Origin of the sequence: Nocardia carnea NBRC 14403 (genome assembly GCF_000308515.1) — a bacterium.
Taxonomy (GTDB): domain Bacteria; phylum Actinomycetota; class Actinomycetes; order Mycobacteriales; family Mycobacteriaceae; genus Nocardia; species Nocardia carnea.
Window position 1 is genome coordinate 16,254 of sequence record NZ_BAFV01000034.1, and the last position, 26,452, is coordinate 42,705.

The following is a 26,452-nucleotide window of genomic DNA, read 5'->3' on the forward strand; positions in this document are numbered from 1 at the left end:
AGTGGTACCGCGAGGTGTGAGATGAGATCCCGGTTGACGGTTCTGGCCGCACTGGCAGTGATGAGTATCGCTGCCACCGCTACCCCCGCGACCGGTGTCCCGCCGGTGCAGTCGCCCGGCGCGCCACCCGGCCCCGCCGCCGCGACCGATCAGCCGGGTCCGCGGCTGTTGCGGGTCGAGGTGTTGAGCGACCGTCGGATCCGCTTGCACATCCGTTCTGTGGCCATGCGCCGGGAGGTCGCGATCGACACCTTGGTCGGTACCGGCCCGGCGCCGCGCCCGACGCTGTACCTGCTGGACGGGGTGGACGGCGGCCCCACTTCGGGCTGGTTGACCGAAGGCGGCGCCGCGGAATTCTTCGCCGACAAACCCGTCGATGTCGTGCTCACCACCGGGGGAACGGCGAGTCTGTACGCGGACTGGATTCGGGTGGACGCCGCCCTGGGCCTGAATCGGTGGGAAACCTTCCTCACCGAGGAGCTACCGCCGATCGTCGAGAAGTATCTGGGGTCCGACGGTGTCCGCGCCATCGCCGGGGTGTCCATGGGTGCGCAGGCGGCGATGATGCTGACGCAGCGGCATCCGGGTTTCTACCGGGGTGTAGCCGGGTTGAGCGGCTGCTATTCCACCGCCGATCAGCTCGGTCGCGCGGTCACGGTGATGACAGTGGCCTCCCGGGGTGGTAATCCGGAGAACTTGTTCGGGCCGCCGGCCTCGCCGGAATGGCGGGCCCACGACAGTCTGCTCGGTGCGGAGAAGTTGCGCGGTACCGAGATCTATCTGTCGGTGGCCAATGGAACGCCGAGCGGTGCGGCCTTGATGTCGATCGGGGACAGCCCGGAGATCCTGGCGGTATTGCTGGGGGGCGGTTCATTACTGGAACAGGGTGCGCGCCTGTGCACCGAACGCTTGGCCGCCCGTCTGGACGAACTCGATATTCCCGCCGTCGTCGATTTCCTGCCCGAAGGTATGCATTCCTGGCCGGATTTCGAGATCCAATTGCATCGGAGCTGGCCCACTCTCTCCCGTGCCCTGGAGATCACCGGAAGGCCATGATGAGTGGCCGGTATTTCCGGCTTGTCGAGATAATGGGAATTCGGCCCGGAATGTTCACCGCACCGGCTCTTTCACGGGCCCCATACCGCCACGAATTCCGGAATCTGACGGGGCGTGAGAGTGGCGGCGACAGGTACGCCCGCCGCCGTGAAACTGTCCGCCGCCCGGCCGATATGGTTCTCCGATGTCACCACCACCGCATCGTGTGCCCCGAGCGTGTGGATGAGTTGTGCGCTGCGCCGCGCGTTCTGCACGGTGGTGGTGGCCGCGGGCTCCTGGTGGACGCGATGCGCCGGTAATCCGTGGCGGATGAGCCAGTCGGCCATGGCGGCGGCCTCGGTGATCCCGTTGCGTGGGTTTCCGCCCGTGACGATCACCGGCGACTGCGGCGCGAGCAGGGCTTGGATGTACCCGGCCCGCAAGCGATCCACCAGTTCGGGTCGCATGGTGCCGTCGGGTAGCAGGCCGTAGCCGAGTATCACGATCGCGGTCCCGGGCCCGTGTAGACGGGTCAGTGGGCCGGTCAGCAGATCGCCGATTCCGGCCGGTAACCCGCCCGGGGGAGTAGGGGCGGCGCCGGCCGGTCCGCACAGGCCCGCCGTGATCGCGGCGGCGGTGAGGGCGGTGGTCAGACCCACCCGGAGTGAGTGGCTGCGGCGGCGCCGGTGGCGGCCACGGCGGGTATCGGGCATCGGGAACTCCGAAATGACGGGGCCGGAATCGGCCGTGTATCGGAATGGGGTGACTGTATTCTCGGCCATTCGGACGTGATCGATTCGTGATCCGGTGTGTTATTGGACAATCCACGGAACGAGGGCGCGTTTATTAGTGCGCGCAACGGCGCCCACCGGTGAGTCCCTCGGCGGTTTCCGTTGATTCGCGGCCGAATCTTCTGTGACCGGCACCAAGCCGGTTCGAACGCTTTGGTGAGCTGTCCAATTCTGCAACCGGAAACATTGGAGAACCGATCCGCCGGCCGTACTGTCGGCGCAGCTTCTCTACTGCGAAATATTTGTGCGGCAAGGGAATCGAACGACGATGTTCTCGGCAGAAAGGGTCCTGATGATTCGACCTACCTCCGGCCGGCTGCGCGCCGCGGTGCTGTGTGCCGCCACCGCACTCGTTTTCGGGTTCACCGGTGCGGGCGCGAACGCGGACCCGCCGGCGGCTTCCACGGAACAGGACCTGGCCGCCTACATCGCGGCCGGCCGGACCGCCGGGCCGGTGGCCGATTCCGGTAGCGCCAGCGGTTCGGCCTGTAACTCGGGTAGCGGAGCGGGGTCGGGTAACGGCTCCGGAGATTGTTACGGCGGTTCGGGTAGCAGTTCGGGTCTGTCGGGCGGGTACGCCTCCGATACCGTGGGCCACGGTCCCGCGCAGACGGCGTTCCTGTCGGCATTCGCGCACGGCCTGTTCAATGCCGATGTCGCGCCGCCGGGAGCCAACGACTGGAACTGCAAACCCACCGCCGAACATCCGCGGCCCGTGCTGTTGATCCACGGCACCTGGATGAACGCCTACAACGGTTTCGCGTTCATGGGGCAGCCGATCAAGGACGCGGGTTTCTGCACCTTCACCTTCAACTACGGCCGCGCAAATCTCGTCCAGGGCGGCGGGCTCGGTTCGGTGCTACCGGGCACGATGGGCACCGGCTACATTCAGGATTCGGCGAAGCAACTGGCTGTTTTCGTCGACCGGGTGCTCGACGCCACCGGCGCCGCCGAGGTGGATATCGTCGCGCATTCCCAGGGCGGCTCGATGTCGAACTGGTACACGAAGTTCGAGGGCGGTGCCGGCAAGGTCGCCAAACTGATCACCTACGGGGCGACCCACCACGGCACCACCCTGGACGGGATCGGGGCGCTGGGCCGGGCCATCAACAACTTCGGTATCGATATCCTCGGATTCATCGAGATCTTCGTGGGGCATTCCGGGATCCAGCAGACCGTGGGCTCGGATTTCGTCAATGAGCTGAACGCGGGCGGCGATACGGTGCCCGGTGTGGACTACACCGTCGTCGGTACCCGCTACGACGAGGTCACCACTCCGTTCGATCTGACCTTCCTGAAACCCGGGCCGGACGCACCCGTCCGCAATATCACCCTGCAGGACGGCTGCGAACAGGATCTGTCGGACCACCTCACCATGATGTATTCGCCGCGCGCGCTGTCCATTGCCCTGCAGGCGCTGGACCCGGTGCAGTTCCCGGCGCTGCAGTGCACCTTCAATCCGTGGCTGATCGGCGGCGGCGGCAAACTGTGATCCGCCGGTAAGACGGTGCGCACCGGCGGGCTGCCCGACTCCACAGTTCCGCTCGGTGCGCACACGACCGCCGTTTCCCGTTCGGACGGGTCCGGGTGCCTCCGGTCCTGCTACCGAACCGGTGCGGCGGCCGCGAACCCACCGATGGTGTCACCGCATATTCGCCATCGGTGGGTTCGCCGGGAGCGTGCAGTATTGCCCCCGCGGATCTGCCGGCCCCGCACCGCGTCCGGGCCGGCAGATCCGCACCTCAGGAGCGGGTCAGGAACGCGGCGGCCTGGGCGCCGATGAATACGCTCGGCGCGTGGGTGTGGCCGCGTACCAGGACCGGCATGATCGAGGCATCCGCCACCCGCAGCCCCTGTACTCCCCGCACCCGCAGTTGCGGGTCCACCACGCTCGTATCGTCCGATCCCATCCGGCAGGTACCGGCCGGATGGTAGAGCGTATGCGCGTACTGCTCGAGCGATTCCGTCCGGGTTTCCTCCGCCATCCCGTCGGTGGCGTCCGGCGGGTAGCACAGGTCGCCGAGTACCCCCTTCATGGCGTCGGTCCCGGCGATTTCGGCGCAGTGCCGCAATCCGGCCATCAGCGCGGCCCGGTCGGCGCCGTCGGGGTCGGACAGGTACTTCGGATCGATCACCGCCTTGGCGAGCGGGTCGTTCGAGGCCAGCGTGATGGCGCCGCGGCTGCGCGGCCGCAACAGCACGGTGGCCAGGATGACGCCGTGCGCGGTCGGGTCGATCAAGCCTTCGTGGTAGAACGGCGCGGGCGCGTACACGAGTTCCAGATCGGGATACTCGAGACCCGGGTCGCTGCGCACGAAACCGTAGGCCTCGCCGACGTTCGAGGTGAGCATGCCGCGGTGCCGCACCAGGTAATTGACCAGCTGCGCGGGTTTTTCGGCGCCGAACAGCGAATCGGCGGTCACCGAGTATCCGAGCCCCGCGACGAGATGGTCCTGCAGATTGGCGCCTACCTCGGGAGCATGCCGGCGGACGTCGATTCCGTGGCGCTCGAGCTCGGCCCGATCACCGATCCCGGACAGCATGAGCAACTGCGGACTGTTGATCGCCCCGCCGCACAGGATCACCTCCCGGCCGGCCCGGACCTGCTCGAGGCGCCCGGCGCGGGAGAACTCGACCCCCACGGCGCGGTCCCCGTCGAACAGCACCCGGGTCGCGGTGGCTTCCGGGAGCACGGTGAGATTGCGCCGTTTCATCGCCGGCCGCAGGTAGGCGTCCGCGGTACTCCAGCGCCGGCCCCGGTGCTGAGTGACCATGGTCTGGGTGAACCCTTGGGGTTCGGGCAGATTCGCGGTTTCGACGGGAAATCCACGTTCGGCGACGGCCCGCAGATAGGCGGCCGTGGACGGCCGCGGACTGCGCTGGTGGGAGATGTGCAGGGGGCCGCCGGTGCCGTGATCGTCCCCGGCGGGCCCTTCGACATCCTCGATGGTGCGGAACTGTTCGACCGCCTTGTCGAATCCCCAGTCCGAGCCGGCGGCCGCGGCCCATTCGTCGTAGTCGGCCCGGAAACCGCGGACCCACATCTGGGCGTTGAGCGAGGACGATCCGCCGAAAGTTTTACCGCGCGGCCAGTAGATCTGCCGGTTGCCGAGCTGCGGTTGCGGTTCGGTGAGATAGTCCCAGTCGTAGGGGCTGCGGAAGAGTTTCGAGAAGCCGGCCGGGATCCGGATGAACTTGTCCTTGTCGGCCGGTCCGGCTTCGAGCACGATCACCGACCGTCCCGGATCAGCGCTGAGCCGGTCGGCGAGCACCGCGCCCGCCGAACCCGACCCGACGATCACATAGTCCGCACTGACTTCTGTCACCTTCGCACCTTTCGACATCGTGTAGGGCAAACATACGAGAGTCGGCCCGGGTATGGGGCCGGATCGTGCCGGTGTCCCGGACACCGGCGGATGCGGTACCGGGTACCTCGGATTCGTGCTGCCGGACGTTCCCGCACGGGGTATAACCGGCCCATGAGTTACCCGGTGGACCTCGGGGTGCTACAGGCCGGTGCGATCGTCGTGATCATCGCCGGTGTGGCCCTCGTGATTTCGGCGCTGACAGCGCTGCGCGGGAAGGGGCCCCGCATACTGCTCCTCCGTGGTGGGGGCGGGCTGCTGCTCCTGGCGGCTGCGGCGCTGGTGCTGTGGACGGCGACCCTCGTGCAGACGTATCTGGGCTTGACGGGAGAGGTTCGCGCCGCCCACGTGGTGGTGACCCCGGTTGCCGATACGGAGCACCACCTCGAGGTCGAATTGACCCTGTACGACGAGGAGGGCGCGACAACCGAACGCAGCACACATCGTGTTGAAGGCGACCTGTGGGTGTTGCAGGCACAGATCGTCGAACTGGAGCCGTGGGTGAATACGCTCGGCTTCCATTCCGGCTACAAGGTGTCCCGCCTGTACGGGCAGCGCCTCGACGGTGAGGCGACCGTTCAGGACCATATCCTCCTGAACGGCGGTGATCGCGATTTCTTCCGCGAGATGACCGAGGACCGCTGGTTCACCGGACCGTTCGTACGTTCCGCCTACGGCAATGCGGTGATCGCGATGCCGGGGGAGTACGACGTCTACATTTCGCGGGATGCGATCAAAACCCGTCCTGTCGAATGACCGGTGACCCGGCACCCGCGCCGACCGCCGACCGGCACAGCCCGTTCAACTCCTCGACCACGGTATCGAGCGCGGCGGGGTCGCGTTCGGTGCGCGCAATGATCAGCGCACCTTCCAAGGCGCTGACCACCAGCACGGCGACCGACCGGGCGCGCTGCTCCGTCGCGCCGTCGCGAACGAGTTTCCCGGCGATCAGATCACGCCAGGTATCGAAGGTGGCCCCTGCGGCGGCCACCGCATCCGGTTCGTTGCCCAGGGCGGCCGCGGCGATCGGGCAGCCGACGGCGTAATCGCCGCGGTCGAGCCCGCGCGCGAGAGTTTCGGCGAGTTCACGCAGCGCGGCCGCGGTTTCCGGCGTATCCAGTACCCGGGTGAGTTCGCCGGTGACCCGCGCCCCGGCAACCCTGGTCGCCTCGGTGACCAATTGCGCCTTCCCGCCGGGGAAGTGGTGGTAGACCGATCCGCGGGGCGCGCCGCTGGCGTTCAGGACATCGGCGAACGATACCGCCGCGACTCCGCGCCGGCGGATGAGCGAGATCGCACTGTGGATCATCGCCGCCCGGGGTCCGTCCGGATCCTTACGTCGTGGCATCACACCGCTCCCTGTTGCCTCCCATTCCTATGTATGTTGTCATACTTATATTCGTCCCACCACCCGAATACCGCCACAATCCCCAGGAGGACCCCGTGACCGGGATCGATGCGCCGCCCCATCCCTTCGATACCGCGGTCGCCACCGAATACCTCGGCGGGCACCGTATCGCCGGCCGGACCTGCGCGGACTACGCGAACATGGTCGGCCCGTTCGGCGGTGTCACCGCGGCGGCACTACTACGTGCGATCGAAGGACACCCGGACCGGATGGGTGACCCCCTGGCGCTGACGGTGAACTACGCGGGCCCGATAGCCGACGGCGAATTCGAGATCAACGCCCGCCCGGTCCGCACCAACCGCACGAATCAGCACTGGCAGCTCGAGCTCTCCCAGGAGGGCGCGATCACCACTACCGCGACCGCGGTGTTCGGTATCCGCCGCGATACCTGGTCGGATCTGGAACTGGCCATGCCGTCGGTACCGGGCCCCGACCAGGCCGAACCCCAGGAGTTTCCGGAATTCATCGCCTGGGGCCGCAACTATGATCTACGTTTCGTCACCGGCGCCGTTCCCGAACCCGCCCCGTCCGAAGCGCAGCCGGGAAACCCGGATTCGGTGAGCACCCTCTGGTTGCGCGATCGACCGGCCCGCCCGCTCGATTTCGCCTCACTGACGGCGATGTCGGATGCGTTCTACCCGAGGGTCTTCCTGCGCCGCGGCCAGTATCTCCCCGCCGGAACGATCTCCCTCACCGTCTACTACCACGCAACCGCCGCCGAACTGGCCGCCCAGGGCACCGAACACCTGCTGGGCAGCGCCCGGGCCCATCGTTTCGCGCACGGCCATTTCGATCAGAACGCCCACCTCTGGGGTCACGACGGCATGCTGCTGGCGACCAGCCACCAGCTGGTCTACTTCAAGGGCTGAACTCCGTGTTGCGGGCTGAACGCTCCCGTTCAGCCCGCCGCGGGATCGGTGACGGGAGTGATCGGCAACCGCAACGCGCCCGGCGCCGATTCCGGTACCACCGGTGCTTTCGGTGCCACCGGCGCAATCCGGCGATACCCGTCGCCCGGCGCCGGCCGGGTGTCCTGCTCGCCCTTGTTCGGCCAGTACGCGGCGGCCCGCTCGGCCTGTGCGGTAATGGTCAGTGACGGGTTCACCCCGAGGTTCGCCGAAACCGCCGCACCGTCGACCACACTCAGTGTCGGATACCCGAAAACCCGGTGGTAGGCATCTATCACCCCGGCCTCCCGGTCCGCGCCGATAGCGGCGCCGCCGAGGAAATGCGCGGTGAGCGGGATATTGAACACCTCGCCCCAGGTTCCGCCCGCGGTTCCGCCGATCTGTTCGGCCACCCGCCGGGTCGCCTCGTTACCGGCGGGAATCCACGTGGGGTTCGGTTGCCCGTGCCCTTGCCGGCTGGTCAGTTTCCGCCCGAACAGACCGCGCTTGGTGTAGGTGGTGATGGAGTTGTCCAGATGTTGCATCACCAGCGAGATGATGGTGCGTTCACTCCAGTTGCGGACGCTGAGGAAACTGATCAGCAGCAGCGGGTGCCGCAGCGCGGTCCCCAGGAACCGCAGCCACCGCGGGATACGGCCGCCGCCGTCGACCATCAGTGTCTGCAACAGCCCCATCGCATTCGAACCCTTCCCGTAGCGCACGGGTTCGATATGGGTGTCGGGGGTCGGATGGATCGACGAGGTGATCGCGACGCCCCGGGTGAAATCCTGGCCGGGTGCGAGCTTCTTGGTGGCGGCGCCGACGATGGATTCGGAGTTGGTGCGGGTGAGCAGGCCGAGCCGGTCGGAGATTTCGGGCAGGATCCGGCGGTCACGCATATCGTGCAGCAGCCGCTGGGTGCCCAGGGTGCCGGCGGCGACCACGACCTGCCGCGCGGTGTAAGTGGTGCGCTGTTTACGAATCCACGCGCCGGTGCGTTCCGCGGCGACGACCCAGCTCCCGTCGGCCTGCGGCCGCAATTCGGTGACCGTGGTCATCGGCACGACCTGCGCCCCCGCCTGTTCGGCGAGATACAGATAGTTCTTGACCAGAGTGTTCTTCGCGCCGTACTTGCAGCCGACCATGCAGTCGCCGCATTCGATACAGCCCGTGCGGGCCGGGCCTACGCCACCGAAGTAGGGGTCGTCGACTGTTTCGCCCGGTTCGCCGAAGAATACCCCGACCGGTGTCTGGACGAAGGTGTCACCGACGCCCATATCCTCGGCGACCTGACGGAAGACCTCGTCCGCCGGGGTCATATGCGGATTCTGCACCACGCCCAGCATGCGTTTCGCCTGCTCGTAATACGGCGTGAGCTCGGCGCGCCAGTCGGTGATATCGCGCCACTGCGCGTCCTGGAAGAACGGCTCCGGCGGAACATAGAGCGTGTTGGCGTAGTTCAGGGAGCCGCCACCGACTCCGGCGCCGCCGAGGATGAGTACATTGCGCAGCGGATGGATGCGCTGGATTCCGTAGCAGCCCAGTTTCGGTGCCCACAGGAATTTGCGCAGGTCCCAGCTGGTCTTCGGCAGCTCGTCGTCGGGATAGCGGCGGCCCGCCTCGAGTACGCCGACGGTGTAGCCCTTTTCCACCAGTCGCAGCGCGGTGACACTGCCACCGAAGCCGGACCCGACGACGAGTACATCGAAATCCGTGGTCGCCTCGGACATGGACTACTCCTTGCTTCGGAAAGGTCAGCAGTGACTGGCGGTAACATTAACACAATGGTCAGGGAGCGCTGATCACTTTTGTTGACACCGCTCTCCGAAATGATCAGGCTGGTGCAGGTGACCACCCCACGTGCCCGGGCTCGCGCCCAGACCATGTCGGATATCTTGCGCATCGCGCGCGAACATCTTGCCACCGGCGGCGCCTCGGCCCTGTCCTTGCGCGCCGTGGCCCGCGATCTCGGAGTGGTCTCCTCGGCGGTATACCGCTACGTCCGCAGCCGCGACGAACTGCTGACCCTGCTCGTGGTCGACGGCTACGACGCCCTCGGCGACGCCGTCGACGCCGCGCTCGCCGATACCGGCGACGACCCCGTCGAACGCCTGCGGATCACTGCGCGCGCCGTCCGCGCCTGGGCACTGGCCGAACCGGCGTGGTACGGGCTGCTGTTCGGCACCCCGGTTCCCGGCTACACCGCACCGGCCGACCGCACGATCATCCCCGGAACGCGGGTGATCCTCACCTTGGTGCGGATCATCGCGGACGCCCACGCCCGGCAGCTGCTGACCCGCCCGGCCGTGGACCCGCCCGTCTCGACCGCCCTGGCCCGCGATTTCACCCGGATCCGTGACGAGTTCGGCATGGAACTACCCGACTGGGCACTAGCCCGCGCGCTCACTGTCTGGTGCACTCTGTTCGGGGCGGTGAGTTTCGACGTGTTCGATATGTACGGCGGCGATACCTTCACCGACCGGGGACAGGTGTTCGACCTCCATATCGCGGCTCTGGAATCACTGCTCGGCGCCTGAACCGCCTACCCCTCCTGAAGTGTCTAGGTCTTCTCGGCGGCGCCGGCATCCTCGGCCGGCACCGGCTCTTCGGATACTTCGGTCCCCTCACCGGACCGGGCCACCTTCACATCGACCTGTTCGCTGATATAGCGGATGACCACCGCCACCACGGCAACCACCGGAACCGCCAGGAATGCCCCGGTAATCCCGTACAGGGTGCCGCCCCCGGTAACGGCCAGCAGAACGACGACCGCATGCAATTTCATGGTCCGGCTCTGCAGTACCGGTTGCAGCACATTGCCCTCGAGCTGCTGCACCGCGATGATGATCACCAGCACGATCAACGCCGTGGTGAATCCGTTGCCCACCAGCGCCACCAGCACCGCGAGCGCGCCCGCGACGAACGCACCCACCATCGGGATGAATCCGCCGAGGAAGGTCAGCGCGGTCAGCACACCCCACAGCGGCACCCCGAGGATCACCAGGCCGAGGCCGATGAAGAAGGCGTCGATAAAGCTGACCACTGCCTGTGTACGGATGAACCCACCGAGTACCTGCCATACCCGCACCAGCACTTCCTCGAAATGCTGCCCGCTGCGACCGCCGAGGAACTTGTGCAGCCACGGCAGGAGTTTGGGCCCGTCCTTGATGAAGAAGAACGAGAGAATCAGTACGAGGAAGATGGTGACCAGCACCGAGGTCGCGGTGCTGACCCCGGTGAACACTCCGGAGGCGATCTGTTCGGCACTGGACTGCACCCGCTCGACGACCGCGTCGACCGCCGAATCCAGCTGTTCGTCGCGGATGTTCAGCGGCGGCCCCTGCAGCCAATCCCGGACGGTGTTGATACCGCCGGTGGCCTTGTCGGAGAGTTCGGGCATCTGATCGACCACCGACGGCACGATCAGTGCGATCCCGCCCGCGAGCACCCCGATGAACCCCACCAGAGTCACCGATGCCGCGGCCGCCGGCGGTAGACCGACCCGCATCAGCAGTCCGGTCGGCGGCCACAGCACGGTGGCGATCACGATCGCCAGCAGCACCGGTAACAGCACCACCCACAGTTTCGACGCGAGGAACCCGAGCACCCAGGCCCCGGCCGCGATCGCCACGATGCACAACGCCCATTTCGCCAGCCACAGCACCCCGGAACCGATCACGTCCCCCCGGTCCAGCCGGGTGCCGGCGGACGTGCCGGTGCTGTCGTCGCGGATTTCTTTCTCCCCGTTCACTCGGCCAGTCTCGCACGACCGGCCGGTCCGGGCAGTACACCACCTCCGCGGCGCGGTGGACTCCGGGTCAGCGCGGCACGGTCACCTGATCGGCGCAACTGGACACCCCGTCCACGATCGAGCAGACCGCCGGAGCCCGGGTCGGCCGGTAGTCGCCGGGCACACCGCCCTGCCGGGTGACCGCGGTGTAGGCGGCGACCGCGTCGGTGGGGCGGCGGGTGAGTGCCGGATCGCCGAGGACATCGACGGTATAGAGCCCGAACCGCGGGGTATAGGAACCCCACTCGTAGTTGTCGGTGAGGCTCCAGTAGTTGTACCCCATCAAGTTCATCCCGTCGGCGGCCGCACGTTGCAGCCAGTAGACGGTGTCGCGGAGTAGGTCCGCCCGGGTGTAACCGTCGGCGCGGGGCCTGCCGTTCTCGGTCGGCATACCGTTCTCCACAATGTAGAGCGGTTTACCGGGGAACCGTCGCGCGTAATGGTCGAGCGCGTAGTAGATGCCCTCGGCCTGCAGCGACAGCGTCCACAGTTTCCCGGGATCCGGGAACTGGGTGAGCACGCTGTGCGGTGAGAACCCGTAGTAGTAGTCGATCCCGATGTAGTCGAGCCGCCCGCCGATCCGGTCCACGAACGCACCGTTGATCACGTCGTCGGCGGCCGGGATGTAGGCGACATTGCTGCTGACCATCGCCCCCGGTTGCACACGGTGGATATGGTCGTAGGCGGCGTCGTGCGCGAGGGCCATCCGTTCCTGCATCACCGGGATATCACCGACGCCGATTCCGCCGTACCGCACCTCGTTCATGAGATAGGCCGCGGGTTCGTTGAAGGTGATCCACAGTGGGTCGGTCGCCGCATACCGGTCGACGACGGTCCGGGCGTTGGCCAGCCAGTCGTCGACCATGCCCGCGCGCCGCCAGCCGCCGCGCTCGGCCTGCCAGCCCGGATACACCCAGTGATCGAGGGTGAGCATCGGCCGCATACCCGCCGCGCGAATGGCGCCGACGACCTCGTCGTAGAACGAGAACCCGGCTTCGTCCCATTGGCCCGGCCGCGGTTGTACCCGGGCCCATTCGATCCCGATCCGGTACACCCGCACACCCAATTGCGCTGCCAGCGCGATATCGGAACGGAACCGCGAGTAGAAATCGACGGAATCGTGGTAAGGGTCTTCGGTTTTCCCGGCAGCGATATAGCGTGTCCAGTTGCTGTCCGGTGCATGCCCCTCGGACTGGAACCCCGACGATGCGACGCCCCACAGGAATTCGGACCCCAGCGGGGCGACCTCCAGTGAGGGAGCGGGGCGCGCGGCCACCGGTCCCGTACCCAGTGTGAGTGCTCCGGCGGCCAGTGCCCCGGTGGTCAGAAAACGGCGACGGTTCCACGGCCCCATCGAATCGGCCTCCTCTTCTGCATCCCGCCGGTTGCCGGCCCCGACGCAACAGCCTAACGGTCGGCGCCGACCAGAATCCGGTGTTCCGTGAACAGGTCCAGTCAGTGACATAGTTGGATACGCAGATATGCGCATCCAACTATGTCACCGGTTGATCGACCGGTCCGTTCATTCGACAACACTCATATCCAACACAGACAATGAGGCAGGGGAGTGGTCCGTCCTCATGAAACTCGAACTCACGCATCGGGAAATATGGTGCGTAGCGCGGGTTGCCATCGCGCGGTGTACTCCGGAAAGCAGCGCCCCAGTAGTTCCCGCATGATCGCCGGAGCCGTGGACGCGCCCGGCGAAGCCCCGAGCAGGCCGGCGATCGTGCCGTCCGCGCCGGCGACGAGCTCCGTACCGAACGTCAGAATCCCGACCTTGCGCCGATCCGGTACGACGAGCTGGGCACGCTGCCCGGCCTGTATCGGATACCAGTCCGCGGGGTCCGCCTCGGGATAGAAGCGCCGCAGCTGCGCGAACTTCCGGCGCCGAGTGGCGACCAGCTGTCCGGCGAGGTACCGGACCAGCCCCGTGTTCTGGAGGCCCGCGGCGACCAGTACGGGAAGATTCGCCCAGCGCAGTGTCGCGAATAGCTCGGTCGGGCGGCCGTGTTTGAGCAGCCGGGTACTGAACGTGGCGTAGGGCCCGAACAGCAGCGCTTCCCGACCTTCGACGAACCGTTTGTCCAAATGCGGCACCGACATCGGGGGAGCGCCGAAGGCTGCCCGGCCGTACACCTTGGCGTCGTGACGGCCGACGACGTCGGGGCGGTCGGTGCGCAGGAACTGGGCGCCGAACGGGAAAACGGCATAGCCGCGAACTTCCGGGATACGGGCCTTTTGTAGTAGCCGGAGGGTTTGCCCGCCGGCGCCGACGAAGACGAACCGCGCTCGTATCACCCGACGCGCGCCGGTATTCCGGTCGCGCACCACGAGCCGCCAGATTCCGTCGGCGTCCCGCCGCAAACCGGTTACCTGGTGGCCGAGCAGCACCTGTGCCCCGTTGCCGGTCGTCACCTCGGTGAGTGCCGTGGTCAAGGCGCCGAAATCGATATCGGTGCCGGCTCGATGTCGCGTAGCGGCCAGAGGTTCGCCTCGTTTACGCCCGGCCGTGATCAGTGGCGCCCATTCGGCGATGGTGGTGGGGTCCTCGCTGTACTCCATGCCGGAGAACAGCGGCAGTGACCGCAGTGTTTCGTAACGTTGCCGCAGATAGGCGATATCGCGTTCACCGAAGGCGACGGTCATATGCGGGGCTGGGTTGAGGAACGAGGCCGGACGGGGCAGGGAGCCATCGTCCAGCAGTGCCTCCCAGAATTGCCGCGAGAGATGGAACAGCCGGGCGATACCCGCGGGTTTCTCCGGGTCGTCGGGATCGGGCATATAGTTCGGTTCGCACAGTCCCGAATGGCCGGTGCCGGCATTGTTCCAGGGGCCGGAACTCTCCCCGGCGAGCTCATCGAGGCGTTCGATCAGCACAGTCGACCAATCCGGTTCGAGTTTCGCCAGGATCGCGCCGAGTGTGGCGGACATGATGCCGCCACCGATCAATGCCACGTCGAGCACATCTGTCGTTGTTTGCGCCGTTTCCGGGGTGCCGCCTGATCTGCGGAGTTTCATGATTTTGCCTCCTGTAGGGCTGGTGCAGATATCGTCGCGCCACCGAAAGTGATCCGTCTACGCCCAGTAATGCGCGAATATAATCCAAATATGGATGAATCGATGTCACCGCAGGTGGAGGAGCTGGTTCCGTTGCTGGCCGCGTTCACCACCGCCGCGAACGAGGGCCATATCACCCGGGCCGCACAGCGGTTGGGTGTTCCGCAGTCCTCTTTGAGCCGGCGTCTGAAAGCGGTGGAGCGGTCGGTCGGTGTGCCGCTTTTCCAGCCGGCGGGTCGCGGTATCGCACTCACCACCGCGGGTCGCGAACTGTTCGCCCGCACCCGGGATCTGGCCGGCGTCCTGGACGATGCGGTCGCGGTGGTGCGCAGTCACGCCGACCCCGACAGCGGCCTGGTCCGCTTCGGATTCCCGCTCACCCTCGGTCCGGTGAGCATCCCGTCGCTGCTGGCTGATTTCCACAGCAGCGCGCCACGAATTCGGCTGCATCTCGTCCAAGCCCACGGTGAGGCCTTGGCAGAGATGGTCCGCGACGGCAGGCTGGACCTCGCGGTGATGATCCCCGCTCCCGCGGACCTGCCTGCGATCCCCCTGGGTCACCAGCGCATCCACCTCTATGTTGCGCGCGATCACCGGCTGGCGGGGCAGGAGACCGCCGAACTCTCCGACCTCGCCGGAGAGTCGTTCATTGCGAACCCGCCTACTTACCACTTGCGGCATCTGCTCGATTCGCACTGCGCCGCAGTAGGGTTCACCCCGAAAGTGGTCTTCGAGATCACCGAATTCGACACCCTGCGCGCGCTCGTCGCCCGGAATCTCGGTATCGCGTTACTTCCCGAAGCCGAAACGCCGCATCCAGACCTGCACCGAATCGCGTTGAGCACCCCGGTCGAGCGAAGTATCGGCCTGGTTTCCGGAAACCACCGCCCCACCCCGGCTGTGGCTCGTCTCCGCGAGTTCGTTGCCCGCCACGCGTCCGCTGGTGAACGTCGAAATCGAACTCTCTGTCGCCAACATGGACTGGGAAGACTTCAGTGAGGGGGTCGATCCCGATGGCGTGCTCCGCGCCACCGCCGCGGATTAGCCGAGCGAGAAGCCGCCGATCTTCTGCTCGAGCAGTTCGGCCAGTCGCAGTGGTGTGCGGTCCTCGAACATCGGCCCGATGAGCTGCACTCCCACCGGCAGCCCCGCGGCGGACCGTCCCGCGGGTATCGCGGTGGCGGGCAATCCGGGCATGGTGGCTACACCGGCCCAGACGAGCTGGTCGAAGTACGGGTACGCGACGCCGTCGATATCGAGGTGCCGGTCCTCCAGACCTCCGTTGTGGTTGTGCGGGAACGCGGGAGTGGGCGTGATGGGGCACACCACGGCATCGAATTCGGTGAACAGCTGCCGCCAGGCGTGGCGGTGGAGTTCGCGACGGTTGTTCGCCTCGACCCAGTCGCGGTGGCGCAACACCATGCCGCGTAGTCGCGCAGCATCGAGGCTCCGGTCGTCCGCGGCGAGGGCGGCGGCGTGGGTTTGTAGCTGTTCGTACAGGTCGGTGGGAAGGCTTGCGGCGGCGTTCGACATCATGAGCAGCATGTAGAGCGTCGCCGCTTCGGCTGGATCGGGCAGCAGCGGACTGTGCCGTTCGACGCGGGCACCCTCGTCGACGAGCGCGTCGGCGACCCGGTTCACGCCCGCCCGCACCGCCGATCCGGTGGGAATGAGCGGATGGTCCTCGACGATCAGGACCCGGAAGTCCGATAGCCGCTCGTGCCGCGCGGGTGGTAGTGCGACGTCGTAGGCGTGGCCGTGGGTCAGCGGGTCCGGTCCGGCCATCACATCGAGTAGCAGGGTGAGGTCGCGGGCGGTGCGCGCCATCGGGCCGGCGACAGCGAGGTCGAGGTCGATCGGTACGGCCGGTGCGGGCGGCGCGACCATGCCGCGGGTCGGTGCCAGACCGAGTGTGGGTTTGTGCGCGTAGATACCGCAGAAATGTGCGGGGGTGCGTAGCGACCCGGCGAGGTCGGAGCCGATGGACAGCGCGCCGAATCCGGCCGCGAGGGCCGCGGCCGAACCGCCGGACGACCCACCCGATGTGCGGCCGTGATCCCACGGGTTGTTGGTGGTGCCGTAGATCTCGTTGTAGCTCTGGATATCTCGCAGCATCAACGGCACATTGGTTTTTCCGAGCAGCACCGCGCCGGCTGCTTTCAGCCGCGATACCTGTACGGCGTCCTCGGCAGGGAGATAGTCGCGCTGCGCCGGGATGCCCCAGGTTGTGGGAAGTCCGGCGATGTCGTAGCTCTCCTTGACCGTCACCGGGATACCGAGCAGCGGCCGGTCCTCGCCGCGGGCGCGTGCCTGGTCGGCGTCGCGTGCGGCGGCCCGTGCACGTTCGAAGTCCGGTACGCAGATCGCGTTGATCGCCTTGTCATCGCGCTCGATACGCGCGATCGCTTCGTCGGTCAGTTCCACCGATGTCACTACACCGGCACGTAAGGCGGCCGCGAGTTCTTCGGCCGACTGCAAGTTCCACTCCATGAATCGGACGCTATTTGCCCGCCCCGGAGGCCATAAAATGTCGCTTCACACAACGGGAAGTCGACCGGTCGAGCTGCATTGGTGAAGTAACGCACTCGCCGTGCCGCCCGGCTCCAGGTCATAGCTCCGGTGATGGGCCAACTGCGTCAGTGCCGGGCATGAATGCGCGCTTCGCACAACAGGACAGATGTCTCAATTCTGCCCATGTTCTTCCCCGGATATGACGACGCGCTGCGGGACGCCATGATGACCGGCGGGGTAGGGGAGTGACCGGAGTACGGCAGAAAGGGGCAATGACGCCCTGTAGTGGCTGGTCACAGGCATCGGTCGCGGGGGCCGTGCAGATCGTTTAGGGTTCGGACGGCGGCGTAGACCAGAGGATTGCTCCCGGGGAGTCGTGTGGCGTCGATCGACCGGACCGCGTATCCGCGGTTCAAGCGGGTGGTGTCAGGTCGGGAGCTGGCCGATTCGTTCGCGCCCCTGCTGACCGAGGTGGAGTGGGCCAGGTCGCGTACGACATCAGAGTTGCATGCGCTGGCTCTGCTGGTGTGGCTGAAGTCTTTTCAGCGACTGGGGTACTTCCCGAAGCTGGCTGATGTACCGGAAGTTGTTGTCGCCCATGTCTGTGCAGCGGCTGACCTGGGTTCGGGTGTTGTTGCGGTGGAACATAATTCGCCGCGTACCGCGAAGTGGCATCGTCAGCTGATTCGTGAGTACCTCGGTGTGGTCTACGAGCCGGCGCGGGTGCGGGCGGTCGCGGAAGCAGCGATCCGGACGGCGGCACAGACGAAGGACAATCCGGCGGATCTGATCAACGTTGCGTTGGAGGAGCTGGTGCGCTCCTCGTGCGAACTGCCCGGCTACACGACCCTGGACGCGATGACCAAGACGATCCGCACCGAGGTCAATATCAGTTTCCACACGGCGGTGGCCCAGCGGATCAGCCCACCGGATCGGGCCCGGCTGGCGCGGTTGCTGCTGGTGGATCCGGTGACTCGGCGCAGCGAGTTCGACCGTCTGAAGGATCCGGCGAGGCAGGCGAGCCTGGGCAAGTTCCGTCAGCGTCTGGAACACCTGGCCGCTCTCGACGCGCTCGGCGCGACCGAGCAGTGGCTCGAGGGGATTCCCTCGGGCAAGATCGGGCACTTCGCCGGGGAGGCGAAGGTGACCGATGTCGCCGATTTCCGCAAGTACGGTGAGGACAAACGGCTGACGTTGCTGGTCAGCCTGATCCATACGTTGCGGACTGCGGCCCGCGACGAGGTGTGCGACATGTTCTGCAAGCGGATCTCCGCGATCCACAAGAACGGTCGCGAGCTGCTCGACAAGCTGCGTGAGCAGCATCGTGAGGAATCCGAGCGGCTGCTGGGCGTGTTCGGCGATGTCCTGGGTGCCGCTCGTGACGCTGTCGCGCCGAACGACCTTGAGGCCGAGGGCGAGCCGGTCTCGGCGCCACGTGCTGGAGCTGTTGGCGGGGTGAATGATTCAGAGGTATTCGGCCGGGCCGGGCAGTTGATGCTGAAGGTGCTCGAAGCTGGCGGTGGTCTCGAGCAGCTGGCGGCGGCGCATGAGGCGGTGTCGGCTCATCACGGCAACAACTATCTGCCGCTGCTGGAGCGGTTCTATCGTTCGCACCGTAAAGCACTGTTCACGTTGGTCGATTCGATCCAGCTGGAGGCGGTGACCACCGAGCGCAGTGTGCTGGACGCGGTGGAGTTCGTGCGCGCGATCCGTGACCGGCGCAGCGACTGGATCGGTGAGATCGCGATCGTCGAACGTGACGGCGGTGAGAAACTGACGGTCCGGGTGGATGTGGACGCTTTCGCCAGCGAGGCGTGGCGGAAAGTGGTGCGTGACAAGCACAAGCCGGGGATGTTGTCGCGGCGGCATCTGGAGGTGTGCGTGTTCTCGCACCTGGCCGCCGAGCTGCGCTCGGGCGATATCGCGGTCGCTGGGTCCGATTCGTATGCCAACCTGAACGACCAGCTGATGAGCTGGGAGGAGTGCGAGCCGCTGGCCGAGCAGTTCTGCGCCCAAGCGGGTATCCCGGTCGACGCCGCCGAGCTGGTGACGTTCTACAAACGCAAGCTGACCGGTACTGCGGCGCGGGTCGACGCCGGCTATCCGTCGAACACCGATCTGGTGCTCGACGGCGGCCGCCCGGTCCTCAAGCGCCGCAAGGGCGACGAGCGGCGCTCGGAAGCGCTGGTGCTGGAGGCGGCGATCCATGAACGTCTGCCGCATCGCAGCCTGCTCGACGTGCTCACCCGCGTCGCGTACTTGACTGACTGGTGGCGGCACTTCGGGCCGGCGTCGGGGTCGGACCCGAAGATCCGTGACGCGATGGGCCGGTATGTGATCACGGCCTTCACCTACGGCGGGAACTTGACCGCGACCGAGGTGGCCCGGCACATGAAACATGTGTCCGCGCACGAGATCTACACCGCCGGCAACAAGCACGCCGACGCCGGAAAGATCCACAAAGCCTCCGCCGAGGTGATCAACGCGTTCGCGAAACTCGATGTGGCCGGGGTGTGGGGTGACGGGCAGGTGGTGGCCACCGACGGCTCCCAGATCGACACCTGGGAGAACAACCTGCTCGCGGAGTCCCACATCCGCTACGGCGGGTTCGGTGGGTTGGCGATGCGCCACATCTCCAACACCTACGTCGCCCTGTTCACCCACTTCATCCCCTGCGGGGTGTGGGAGGCGATCTACATCATCGAGGGTCTGCTGCAGAACACCTCCGACATCCAGCCCGATGTCGTACACGCCGACACTCAAGGCCAGTCGCTGCCGGTCTTCGGCCTGGCCACGCTGATGGGATTCGAGCTGCTGCCCCGCATCCGGCACTGGCACGACCTGATCTTCTACCGGCCCGAGCCAGGTGCACGATATCAGCACATCGACTCCCTGTTCGGTGACCACGCGATCGACTGGGACCTCATCGAACGGCACTGGCCGGATCTGCTCCGGACAGGCATTTCGATCCGGGAGGGCCGATTGTCGTCGGTGACGCTGCTGCGTCGGCTGGGGAATCATTCGCGCAAGAACCGGCTGTACAAGGCGTTCCGGGAACTGGGGCGCGTCGTCAGGACGATCACGCTGCTGCGGTTTCTGTCGGAACCGGAGATGCGGGAGCAGATCACGGCGGTCACCAACCGGGTCGAGGCGTTCCACGGGTTTTCCGGGTGGCTGATGATCGGCGGCCGACTGATCGGACACAACGACCCCGAGCATCAGGAGAAGGTGGTGAAGTTCAACGAGCTGGTCGCCAACTGTGCCATCTACTCCACCGCCCTGGATATCACCGACGCCGCCAACGCCCTTGCCGCGCAAGGGCACCCGGTCGACCCCGACGATCTGGCCACCATCGCTCCCTATATCACGCGTACGATCCGTCGGTTCGGTGACTGGGTGCTCAACCTCACCCCGCCGGAATCGGTGCCCGTGACGCGGCTGGACCTCGAACCGCGAGCATTGTTCCCGCCCGGACCGACGTAGCGGCCGGTATGTGGCCGGGGTGGGACCAGAATTAGGGGTGCCGGTAAGGATCGTGTCACCAGGTACATGAGCGGTGCCGCGTTCGATGCGGTGCTGGTCAGGACTCCGTGTCCTCGCCGGCCGCGGTGTTCAGCCGGTCTCGGTAGATCCGCAGTGCCTTCCGGTCGGCGCTCGACGCGTTCTCCCTGGCCGCCGCCTGGGCGGCGGCCGGCAGCACCCGGTGCGCCGCCGGCGGCGCGGTGACGTGCAGGCTGTAGCCCTGCCCGCGCCGGACCTGTCGGCCGCGCTGGAACGCGAGGCGTTCAATGTCGCCGAGTTCGGTGACGCGGCTCGTCAGGTGGCGCGCGATGGTTCCGGGAATCTCGATCCGGATCGGTTGCTGTGGTTGCCTTTCCGCGCCGGTGGGGTCGGGGTGGTTGTCACGGCCGGGCATCAGGTCTGCGACCGCGGTGCGGATCGCGACCCAGCTCACCCGGTGCCGGCGGGCCAAGGCGGCGATGCTGACACCGTCGCGGTAGTCGTCGCGGACCTGATCGGTGGCGCCGAGCGCCGCGACCCGGGGGCGGCGCCCAGATTTCGCGCCGCCGGCCCAGGCGGCGGCCAGGCCCTCGCGGGTGAGTTCGTTCTGCAGGTCGCGCTGGAACTGGCCGACCGAGACCAGCACGTTGACCAGCATGGTGGTCGTGGCATCGGTGGCAGCCAGGTCGGTGATCCCCGACAGTGCGCCGGACAGGACCCGCAGCTTTACAGTGTGCCGACGGCACCACTCGCGCACGGCGAGGATGTCGGCGAGGTCGCGGCACAGCCGGTACAGCTCCGACACCGTCAGCCGGTCCCCGGCACGCGCGTACCTGGCCAGTTCCTGGAAGCCCTCGCGTTCGAGTGCGGGGATCTTCGACGAGGTCGCCGGATCGGAGAACATCCGCACCCCGTCGGCACCGACGACGAGACCTTCCTCGGCAAGAAGGTGGGTCTGGCGGGTGGTGGACTGCTCGTCGGTGGAGACACGGGCGTAGACGAGTTCGGCCATCGCGGAGCCTCTTCCGATCGGGCGCTGGGTTCCATTCACCCTATCTTCTGTCGTCAAACCCTGTCGTTAATCGTGATCGGATCGCATTGGATCGGGAGGGCCGTTTCCGCAGGACCCCAACGGGCTGTAGCCGTACTCCGAGGCCTGTCGCCAAAGGGTCCTTTGGCGACGTCACTGGATTGCGCCTGGGGCCGGTCTTGTTGATGACAGTCATGCTGGTGGGTGCCCATGGCGGTGAGCGGGAGCTCTTGTAATCCGTATGAAACTTGGGCATCCACGGAGCGGGCTTTACTTCCATAAGGCCGCCACGTCGTCGTTGCCCTACCGTGTCAAAGTTCGCGGTCACGTGGGTGACCTGGGTGTGTCGAGCTTGCGGGCGGGCTGTTTCGATTCGGTGGTTCAGAGCTTGTTGGCGAGCACGTCGAGGTTGCTGATTTCGGGCGGCGAAGCGAAGAGTTCGTCGGCGCGTTCGGCGAGGGCCTTGCCGACCGGCCCGTTGAGATGAGTTTCGCGGGCAGTCTGGTCCGGGAATGCGTCGATGATGCCGAACGTCGAGGGGCCGAACTGTACCGCAAACCAGGGCTTCGTGCCGGGCTCCTGCTCGACGAGTGGCAGCGCCGATCGGAGGAATTCTTCGACCGCGTTTTCCTTGCCGGGCTTGGCTTCGAGCCGGACAAGCAGTGCCTTGGTGGCCATGTCGGGTCTCCTGTTCGAGGTGGTGGACAAGGTCCAGCATCACACCATCGACCGATGGAGGGAAGGGCCCTACCCTGCCCGCAAATCAATAAACCGATCTCGACCCTAGCCATCGTGGAACCGAAAGAGGAGACTTTGACATAGAGGGAATGCGACGCCTGGAGTGCGCCCGCTGTGTTGGCCCGCCGTGAGACATATTGGTGGGCAGTTTTGGTGTGATCGGAACTTGCGTTGCGCTGCCGCGTCGTCGGCCCTCAGCAGAACTTTTCGTTCGGTCGGTCGCTCACGTACTTTCTGCGGCAACCCGGCCGGGCGTCAACCGGAAACGCCGCAGGGTCAGGGAGTGTCGAGATGAAAGCGCTTGTGTACGACGGGCCCCGCGAGGTTCATGTGAAGGATGTGCCCGATGCGAGGATCGAGCAGCCGACCGATGTGCTGGTGAAGATCACCAGCACCAACATTTGCGGGTCGGATCTACACATGTATGAGGGCCGCACCGATCTGGAGCCCGGGATGGTCCTCGGTCACGAAAATTTGGGGATCGTCGCGGATGTGGGCAATGCCGTGGTCAAGGTCTCACCAGGGGATCGGGTGTGCCTGCCGTTCAATATCGGCTGCGGGTTCTGCCGCAACTGCGAGGAAGGGTTGACCGCGTTCTGCCTGACGGTGCACCCGGATCCGAAGATGGCCGGCGCAGCATTCGGTTTCGCCGGGATGGGACCATTCTGGGGCGGACAGGCGGAGTATCTGCGGGTGCCGTTCGGCGACTTCAACTGTCTGCGGCTGCCCGAGGATGCCCAGGACAAGGAAACCGACTACGTGATGCTGTCGGACATCTTTCCCACCGGATGGCACTGCACCCGCCTGGCCGACATGCAGCCCGGCGATTCGATGGTGGTCTACGGGGCCGGGCCGGTCGGCCTGATGGCGGCATACTCGGCGATGATCCAGGGCGCCAGCAAGGTGATGATCGTGGATCGGCATCCAGACCGGCTGCGCCTGGCCGAACAGATCGGCGTCATACCCATCGACGACTCGAAGGACGACCCGGTCGAGCAGGTGCTGGAGCAGACCGATGGGAAAGGCGCCGACAAGGGTTGTGAGTGTGTCGGCTATCAGGCCCACGACCCGCAGGGAAATGAGGATTCGTCGATGACGATGAACCGGCTGGTCGATTCGGTGCGCTTCACCGGGCACATCGGCGTGGTCGGCATCTTCCTGCCGCAGGACCAAAACGGCCCCGACGAACTCGAACGCAACGGCAAGATCGCCTTCGACATGGGCAAGTTCTGGTTCAAGGGGCAGAAGGTCGGGACCGGACAGGCCAATGTCAAGCACTACAATCGGCAGCTGCGCGACCTGATCCATCAGGGCAGGGCCAAGCCGTCCTGGATCGTCTCTCACGAGCTGCCGCTGGCCGAGGCCGAGTCGAGCTACCAGCATTTCGATGCCCGCGACGACGGTTGGACCAAAGTCGTACTGCATCCGTGAGGCGGCCCGGATCGAGAGGAGCGCAACGATGGCAACCGCACTGCAGGGCAAGCGGATCGCGATACTGGCTGCTGACGGGGTCGAAAGAGTCGAACTCGAGCAACCCCGCGACGCGGTGCAACAAGCCGGTGGGCACACGGAGCTGCTGTCGCCGGAGACCGGCGAGATCCAGGCACGCAACAATGACCTCGACGCGGCCGGAACATTCACCGTAGACCGGGTCGTGTCCGATGCTGAGGTCGACGACTACGACGCCTTGCTGCTGCCGGGCGGCACGGTGAACCCGGACAAGCTGCGAATCGAGGAGGCGGCGGTGTCGTTCGTGCGTGACTTCGTCGGCTCGGGAAAGCCGGTCGGGGTAATCTGCCACGGTCCCTGGACCCTCGTCGAGGCCGGTGTGGCCAAAGGCCGAACGCTCACCTCATACCCGAGTCTGCGGACCGACCTGCGCAACGCCGGGGCCGACGTCGTCGACGAAGAGGTTGTGATCGACGGGAACCTGATCTCGAGCCGCTCGCCCGACGACCTCCCCGCGTTCTGTCAGGCCGTCGTCGAGCAGTTCGCGAAGCCCGGGGCGGGTGCGTCATGACAGTGAACAAGACCTCGGTGTCCCTCGACGATGCGCAGCGGGTGATCGCCGCCGGACAGGCCAAAGCCGCCGAGATCGAGTCGCCGTCGAACATTGCGGTGGTCGATGCCGGCGGCAACCTCGTGGCCCACGTGCGGATGGACGGCGCCTGGATCGGCAGCATCGACATCTCGATCAACAAGGCGTTCACCGCGCGGGCGCTGGACATCTCGACCGAGGACCTCGCGGCCGACGCGGGTCCGGGCGAGCAGTTCTACGGGATACACGTCTCCAACGGCGGGCGCATCATGATCTTCGCCGGTGGTGTGCCGCTGCGGCAAAACGGCCAGGTCGTCGGGGCGGTCGGCGTCAGCGGCGGCACCGGGGACCAAGACAAAACCGTCGCCGAGTCGGCCGCAACGGCGATGTGAGCCGTGAACTACGTCGACAGGGCGCTGAGTCCAGCTGGCGACGTCGCGGATAACCCTGTAAGCAGCGACGCGCCACACACGAGTACCTATCGGCATTCCTTACCTCCGTCCTGCCCCACGGCCCCCTTCCGCGGCATCAACGACACCGACCCGCAGCGACCGCACCGGCGCCCGCAACCCCTTCCCGGGAGTTGCCCTCTCGGTCTGAAGGCCGGCGCCGCCCCGGCCCACCACGTACGACGCCCTCTTGCATCGAACCAGCCAGGCCGTGACACCGACCCCGGAACCTACCGCCGACCAGACGTAGGCCCCTGCTGGAGGCTCTCAGAATCAGTCGAGACGTATCCCAAGGGCCTCCAGACCGACCTCCAAGTCGGACTTACCCATCAGCTTCTCGATCGTCTGACCGGCCAGCGTGGCGCACATAACCAAAACCTCCTCGGTGAGACGGTCCAGCTCGTCGAGCGCGGCCACATACGCTGCCAGCGCTACCTTCTCCTGCTCCGACGCGACCTCAGCGGCCCACCGGCCGGCCTGGGTTGCGGAACAGCACCTGCTGATCACGTTGGTCCTCGTACATACGTTGCGCATGGTTCACCGTGGCGTCGTCGAGCCGGTACGGCTGCTCGATCGCCGGTGCGAACAGCTCGATCTGCCCGACCGTGATCGAGATTCCTTCCCGCACAACATCGGTGAAGAACCCGATCTTCTCTGGCGAGTACCAGTTCTGCTCGCCGAGTTCGCTCACCCCGCTGAGGCTAGCCGTCCGGGTGCCCCTACCGCTGCGCGAAGTCCGTTACCAGGCAAGTCAGAGGCCCATTGCCCCCTTCTGCCGTACTCCGGTCACACCTCGGGTAGGGGAGTGGAGCCCGCAGCGCGGGCAAGTGGACAGCCTCCAGCTGACGCGCAGACATGAGACACCGTAGGACCGGCTTTCCGGAACGACGACGACCGATGGAGCCCTCGAACCGAATGCAGACGAGATTTATATAGAGCGCTACGTGGATATGCGCATCTATACATGAAAAGTCCCTCCTCTTCACTCACCAGAAACCATCAGCTCACTCCCTGACAAGGAGGGAGGGGACTTCTACCTCACTCGGAGACAGTGCCGGTAGCGGTCATCTCGGCAACTCGTTCGACGATGTTCGGGTACCGCATCGTATGCGCACCACCGTTGAGGTCGATCGCTGCGCCCGTCATCCAGCCGGCGTCGCCGGAGGTGAGGAATGTGATGGTGCGGGCGACGTCTTCCGGCGTACCGGCGCGGCCCAGCGGTGTGTTCTCGATGTATTCGTCGACAAGTCCGGGCACGAGTGTCGCACCGTAGGTGAGAGGTGTGTGGACGAACCCGGGGTTGACCGCGTTCACGCGGATGCCGCGGGGTGCGAGTTCCATGGCGGCGACCTCGGTGAGCATGAGAACTCCGGCCTTGGCCGAGCAGTATGCGCCCATCCCCACACCCGGCTGCCGGCCGTTGAGCGAGGCGACGAGCGCGATGGATCCGCCGTCTCGCACGGTGTGAGCGGCATTTTTTACGGTGAGGAAGGCGCCGGTGAGGCAGACGTCGACGGTGGCTTTCCAGTCGGCGAGGGAGAGATCGGCGATCGTTCCGGGGTGGGAGATTCCGGCGCAGTCGACGACGGTGCCGATCGGTCCGTGGTCGGCGGCAACCGTCTCGAAGAGGGCGCGCATTGCTTGTTCGTCGGTCACCTCGACCTGATGTCCGGTCGTGTTTCCGCCGAGTTCGGTGGCCCGGGTGCCGGCGGCGGCGCCGTCGAGGTCGGCGATGATGACGGTGTCGCCGCGGGCAGCGAGGAGTTGGGCGGTGGCCCAGCCGATTCCGGAGGCGCCGCCGATGATGATCGCGTTCTGTCCGGGTGTGCTCATGGCGGTTCCTCCGTGA

General features: G+C 66.2%; 24 protein-coding genes. 11 read left to right on the forward strand and 13 right to left on the reverse strand.

Going from position 1 to position 26,452, the window contains the following annotated elements:
- Positions 1-21 precede the first annotated feature (21 nt).
- Positions 22-1,056, forward strand: coding sequence for an alpha/beta hydrolase (locus ON22_RS12055; protein ID WP_033242861.1), 1,035 nt, complete (start codon positions 22-24; stop codon positions 1,054-1,056).
- A 71-nt stretch (positions 1,057-1,127) separates the two neighbouring features.
- Here the strand turns inward: ON22_RS12055 and ON22_RS12060 are convergent, their stop codons facing one another.
- Positions 1,128-1,748 carry a YdcF family protein gene (locus ON22_RS12060; RefSeq protein ID WP_051157540.1) on the reverse strand — a complete coding sequence of 207 codons (621 nt, stop codon included), beginning with the start codon at positions 1,746-1,748 and terminating at the stop codon, positions 1,128-1,130.
- Between the two features lie 370 nt (positions 1,749-2,118).
- Here ON22_RS12060 and ON22_RS12065 point away from each other — a divergent pair, with 370 nt between their 5' ends.
- On the forward strand, positions 2,119-3,318 hold the full coding sequence (locus ON22_RS12065; protein ID WP_033242862.1) for an esterase/lipase family protein: 1,200 nt from the start codon (positions 2,119-2,121) through the stop codon (positions 3,316-3,318).
- A 250-nt stretch (positions 3,319-3,568) separates the two neighbouring features.
- On the opposite strand, the gene ON22_RS12070 is transcribed toward ON22_RS12065, so the two are convergent.
- Positions 3,569-5,152 carry a GMC family oxidoreductase gene (locus tag ON22_RS12070; RefSeq protein WP_425339825.1) on the reverse strand — a complete coding sequence of 528 codons (1,584 nt, stop codon included), beginning with the start codon at positions 5,150-5,152 and terminating at the stop codon, positions 3,569-3,571.
- Positions 5,153-5,305: 153 nt separating this feature from the next.
- On the opposite strand from ON22_RS12070, the gene ON22_RS12075 reads away from it, so the two are divergent.
- Positions 5,306-5,947: a hypothetical protein gene (locus tag ON22_RS12075; RefSeq protein ID WP_033242864.1), complete on the forward strand. Its 642-nt coding sequence runs from the start codon at positions 5,306-5,308 to the stop codon at positions 5,945-5,947.
- Here ON22_RS12075 and ON22_RS12080 read toward each other — a convergent pair.
- Positions 5,925-6,539, reverse strand: coding sequence for a TetR/AcrR family transcriptional regulator (locus ON22_RS12080; protein WP_033242865.1), 615 nt, complete (start codon positions 6,537-6,539; stop codon positions 5,925-5,927). The genes ON22_RS12075 and ON22_RS12080 overlap by 23 nt on opposite strands.
- A 95-nt stretch (positions 6,540-6,634) precedes the next feature.
- Here ON22_RS12080 and ON22_RS12085 point away from each other — a divergent pair, with 95 nt between their 5' ends.
- Entirely contained in the window at positions 6,635-7,468 is an 834-nt protein-coding gene (locus ON22_RS12085; RefSeq protein WP_033242866.1) for an acyl-CoA thioesterase, read from the forward strand.
- Between the two features lie 29 nt (positions 7,469-7,497).
- Here ON22_RS12085 and ON22_RS12090 read toward each other — a convergent pair whose 3' ends face one another.
- Positions 7,498-9,216, reverse strand: a complete 1,719-nt coding sequence (locus ON22_RS12090; RefSeq protein ID WP_033242867.1) for a GMC family oxidoreductase N-terminal domain-containing protein — start codon at positions 9,214-9,216, stop codon at positions 7,498-7,500.
- Positions 9,217-9,315: 99 nt separating this feature from the next.
- Here ON22_RS12090 and ON22_RS12095 point away from each other — a divergent pair, with 99 nt between their 5' ends.
- On the forward strand, positions 9,316-10,023 hold the full coding sequence (locus ON22_RS12095) for a TetR/AcrR family transcriptional regulator (protein ID WP_033242868.1): 708 nt from the start codon (positions 9,316-9,318) through the stop codon (positions 10,021-10,023).
- 23 nt (positions 10,024-10,046) lie between these two features.
- On the opposite strand, the gene ON22_RS12100 is transcribed toward ON22_RS12095, so the two are convergent.
- The 3 genes from ON22_RS12100 to mqo form a co-directional block, all read right to left on the reverse strand.
- Complete coding sequence (locus ON22_RS12100; protein WP_081595520.1) at positions 10,047-11,237, reverse strand: AI-2E family transporter; 1,191 nt, start codon at positions 11,235-11,237, stop codon at positions 10,047-10,049.
- A gap of 67 nt (positions 11,238-11,304) precedes the next feature.
- Positions 11,305-12,630 carry a family 1 glycosylhydrolase gene (locus ON22_RS12105; protein ID WP_033242869.1) on the reverse strand — a complete coding sequence of 442 codons (1,326 nt, stop codon included), beginning with the start codon at positions 12,628-12,630 and terminating at the stop codon, positions 11,305-11,307.
- A 239-nt stretch (positions 12,631-12,869) separates the two neighbouring features.
- Positions 12,870-14,297 carry a malate dehydrogenase (quinone) gene (gene mqo, locus ON22_RS12110; RefSeq protein ID WP_051157537.1) on the reverse strand — a complete coding sequence of 476 codons (1,428 nt, stop codon included), beginning with the start codon at positions 14,295-14,297 and terminating at the stop codon, positions 12,870-12,872.
- A gap of 90 nt (positions 14,298-14,387) precedes the next feature.
- Between mqo and ON22_RS12115 the strand changes: the two genes are divergently transcribed.
- Positions 14,388-15,335: a LysR substrate-binding domain-containing protein gene (locus tag ON22_RS12115; protein ID WP_051157541.1), complete on the forward strand. Its 948-nt coding sequence runs from the start codon at positions 14,388-14,390 to the stop codon at positions 15,333-15,335.
- The gene (locus tag ON22_RS38510) at positions 15,313-15,381 is read left to right on the forward strand and encodes a hypothetical protein (protein ID WP_373280856.1); all 69 of its coding nucleotides are present in this window, start codon (positions 15,313-15,315) and stop codon (positions 15,379-15,381) included. Before ON22_RS12115 ends, ON22_RS38510 begins: the two co-directional genes overlap by 23 nt.
- On the opposite strand, the gene ON22_RS12120 is transcribed toward ON22_RS38510, so the two are convergent.
- Positions 15,378-16,826, reverse strand: a complete 1,449-nt coding sequence (locus ON22_RS12120; protein ID WP_033242871.1) for an amidase — start codon at positions 16,824-16,826, stop codon at positions 15,378-15,380. The genes ON22_RS38510 and ON22_RS12120 overlap by 4 nt on opposite strands.
- 399 nt (positions 16,827-17,225) lie before the next feature.
- Here ON22_RS12120 and ON22_RS12125 point away from each other — a divergent pair, with 399 nt between their 5' ends.
- Positions 17,226-20,330 (forward strand): Tn3 family transposase, encoded by a 3,105-nt coding sequence (locus ON22_RS12125; RefSeq protein WP_033242872.1) that lies wholly within the window; start codon positions 17,226-17,228, stop codon positions 20,328-20,330.
- Between the two features lie 97 nt (positions 20,331-20,427).
- Here ON22_RS12125 and ON22_RS35250 read toward each other — a convergent pair whose 3' ends face one another.
- Positions 20,428-21,360 carry a recombinase family protein gene (locus ON22_RS35250; RefSeq protein ID WP_033242873.1) on the reverse strand — a complete coding sequence of 311 codons (933 nt, stop codon included), beginning with the start codon at positions 21,358-21,360 and terminating at the stop codon, positions 20,428-20,430.
- Between the two features lie 399 nt (positions 21,361-21,759).
- Positions 21,760-22,056: a putative quinol monooxygenase gene (locus ON22_RS12135; protein WP_033242874.1), complete on the reverse strand. Its 297-nt coding sequence runs from the start codon at positions 22,054-22,056 to the stop codon at positions 21,760-21,762.
- Between the two features lie 390 nt (positions 22,057-22,446).
- On the opposite strand from ON22_RS12135, the gene ON22_RS12140 reads away from it, so the two are divergent.
- From ON22_RS12140 to ON22_RS12150, 3 genes are read left to right on the forward strand one after another with little or no spacing between them, the layout of a single operon-like run.
- Positions 22,447-23,547: a glutathione-independent formaldehyde dehydrogenase gene (locus ON22_RS12140; protein ID WP_342446993.1), complete on the forward strand. Its 1,101-nt coding sequence runs from the start codon at positions 22,447-22,449 to the stop codon at positions 23,545-23,547.
- A gap of 28 nt (positions 23,548-23,575) precedes the next feature.
- Entirely contained in the window at positions 23,576-24,136 is a 561-nt protein-coding gene (locus ON22_RS12145) for a type 1 glutamine amidotransferase domain-containing protein (RefSeq protein WP_033242876.1), read from the forward strand.
- The gene (locus ON22_RS12150; RefSeq protein WP_033242877.1) at positions 24,133-24,546 is read left to right on the forward strand and encodes a GlcG/HbpS family heme-binding protein; all 414 of its coding nucleotides are present in this window, start codon (positions 24,133-24,135) and stop codon (positions 24,544-24,546) included. The genes ON22_RS12145 and ON22_RS12150 overlap by 4 nt, the downstream gene beginning before the upstream one ends.
- 330 nt (positions 24,547-24,876) lie before the next feature.
- Here the strand turns inward: ON22_RS12150 and ON22_RS37230 are convergent, their stop codons facing one another.
- The 3 genes from ON22_RS37230 to ON22_RS12160 all read right to left on the reverse strand — a co-directional run bounded on the left by ON22_RS37230 (position 24,877) and on the right by ON22_RS12160 (position 26,436).
- On the reverse strand, positions 24,877-25,110 hold the full coding sequence (locus tag ON22_RS37230) for a hypothetical protein (RefSeq protein ID WP_169332462.1): 234 nt from the start codon (positions 25,108-25,110) through the stop codon (positions 24,877-24,879).
- Complete coding sequence (locus tag ON22_RS12155; RefSeq protein WP_033242878.1) at positions 25,061-25,294, reverse strand: hypothetical protein; 234 nt, start codon at positions 25,292-25,294, stop codon at positions 25,061-25,063. Before ON22_RS12155 ends, ON22_RS37230 begins: the two co-directional genes overlap by 50 nt.
- 347 nt (positions 25,295-25,641) lie before the next feature.
- Positions 25,642-26,436, reverse strand: a complete 795-nt coding sequence (locus ON22_RS12160; protein ID WP_174375578.1) for an SDR family NAD(P)-dependent oxidoreductase — start codon at positions 26,434-26,436, stop codon at positions 25,642-25,644.
- Positions 26,437-26,452: the final 16 nt, after the last annotated feature.

What these genes read in the sequence shown, in the direction of transcription:
- ON22_RS12115 (WP_051157541.1), top strand. Translation starts at nt 14,388, where the DNA reads ATGGATGAATCGATGTCACCGCAGGTGGAGGAGCTGGTTCCGTTGCTG.
- ON22_RS12095 (WP_033242868.1), top strand. Translation starts at nt 9,316, where the DNA reads ATGATCAGGCTGGTGCAGGTGACCACCCCACGTGCCCGGGCTCGCGCC.
- ON22_RS12120 (WP_033242871.1), bottom strand. Translation starts at nt 16,826, where the DNA reads ATGGAGTGGAACTTGCAGTCGGCCGAAGAACTCGCGGCCGCCTTACGT.
- ON22_RS12105 (WP_033242869.1), bottom strand. Translation starts at nt 12,630, where the DNA reads ATGGGGCCGTGGAACCGTCGCCGTTTTCTGACCACCGGGGCACTGGCC.
- ON22_RS35250 (WP_033242873.1), bottom strand. Translation starts at nt 21,360, where the DNA reads ATGGCCGAACTCGTCTACGCCCGTGTCTCCACCGACGAGCAGTCCACC.
- ON22_RS12075 (WP_033242864.1), top strand. Translation starts at nt 5,306, where the DNA reads ATGAGTTACCCGGTGGACCTCGGGGTGCTACAGGCCGGTGCGATCGTC.
- ON22_RS12135 (WP_033242874.1), bottom strand. Translation starts at nt 22,056, where the DNA reads ATGGCCACCAAGGCACTGCTTGTCCGGCTCGAAGCCAAGCCCGGCAAG.
- ON22_RS12060 (WP_051157540.1), bottom strand. Translation starts at nt 1,748, where the DNA reads ATGCCCGATACCCGCCGTGGCCGCCACCGGCGCCGCCGCAGCCACTCA.
- ON22_RS12145 (WP_033242876.1), top strand. Translation starts at nt 23,576, where the DNA reads ATGGCAACCGCACTGCAGGGCAAGCGGATCGCGATACTGGCTGCTGAC.
- ON22_RS12055 (WP_033242861.1), top strand. Translation starts at nt 22, where the DNA reads ATGAGATCCCGGTTGACGGTTCTGGCCGCACTGGCAGTGATGAGTATC.
- ON22_RS12090 (WP_033242867.1), bottom strand. Translation starts at nt 9,216, where the DNA reads ATGTCCGAGGCGACCACGGATTTCGATGTACTCGTCGTCGGGTCCGGC.
- ON22_RS12080 (WP_033242865.1), bottom strand. Translation starts at nt 6,539, where the DNA reads ATGCCACGACGTAAGGATCCGGACGGACCCCGGGCGGCGATGATCCAC.
- ON22_RS12065 (WP_033242862.1), top strand. Translation starts at nt 2,119, where the DNA reads ATGATTCGACCTACCTCCGGCCGGCTGCGCGCCGCGGTGCTGTGTGCC.
- ON22_RS12160 (WP_174375578.1), bottom strand. Translation starts at nt 26,436, where the DNA reads ATGAGCACACCCGGACAGAACGCGATCATCATCGGCGGCGCCTCCGGA.
- ON22_RS12150 (WP_033242877.1), top strand. Translation starts at nt 24,133, where the DNA reads ATGACAGTGAACAAGACCTCGGTGTCCCTCGACGATGCGCAGCGGGTG.
- mqo (WP_051157537.1), bottom strand. Translation starts at nt 14,297, where the DNA reads ATGAAACTCCGCAGATCAGGCGGCACCCCGGAAACGGCGCAAACAACG.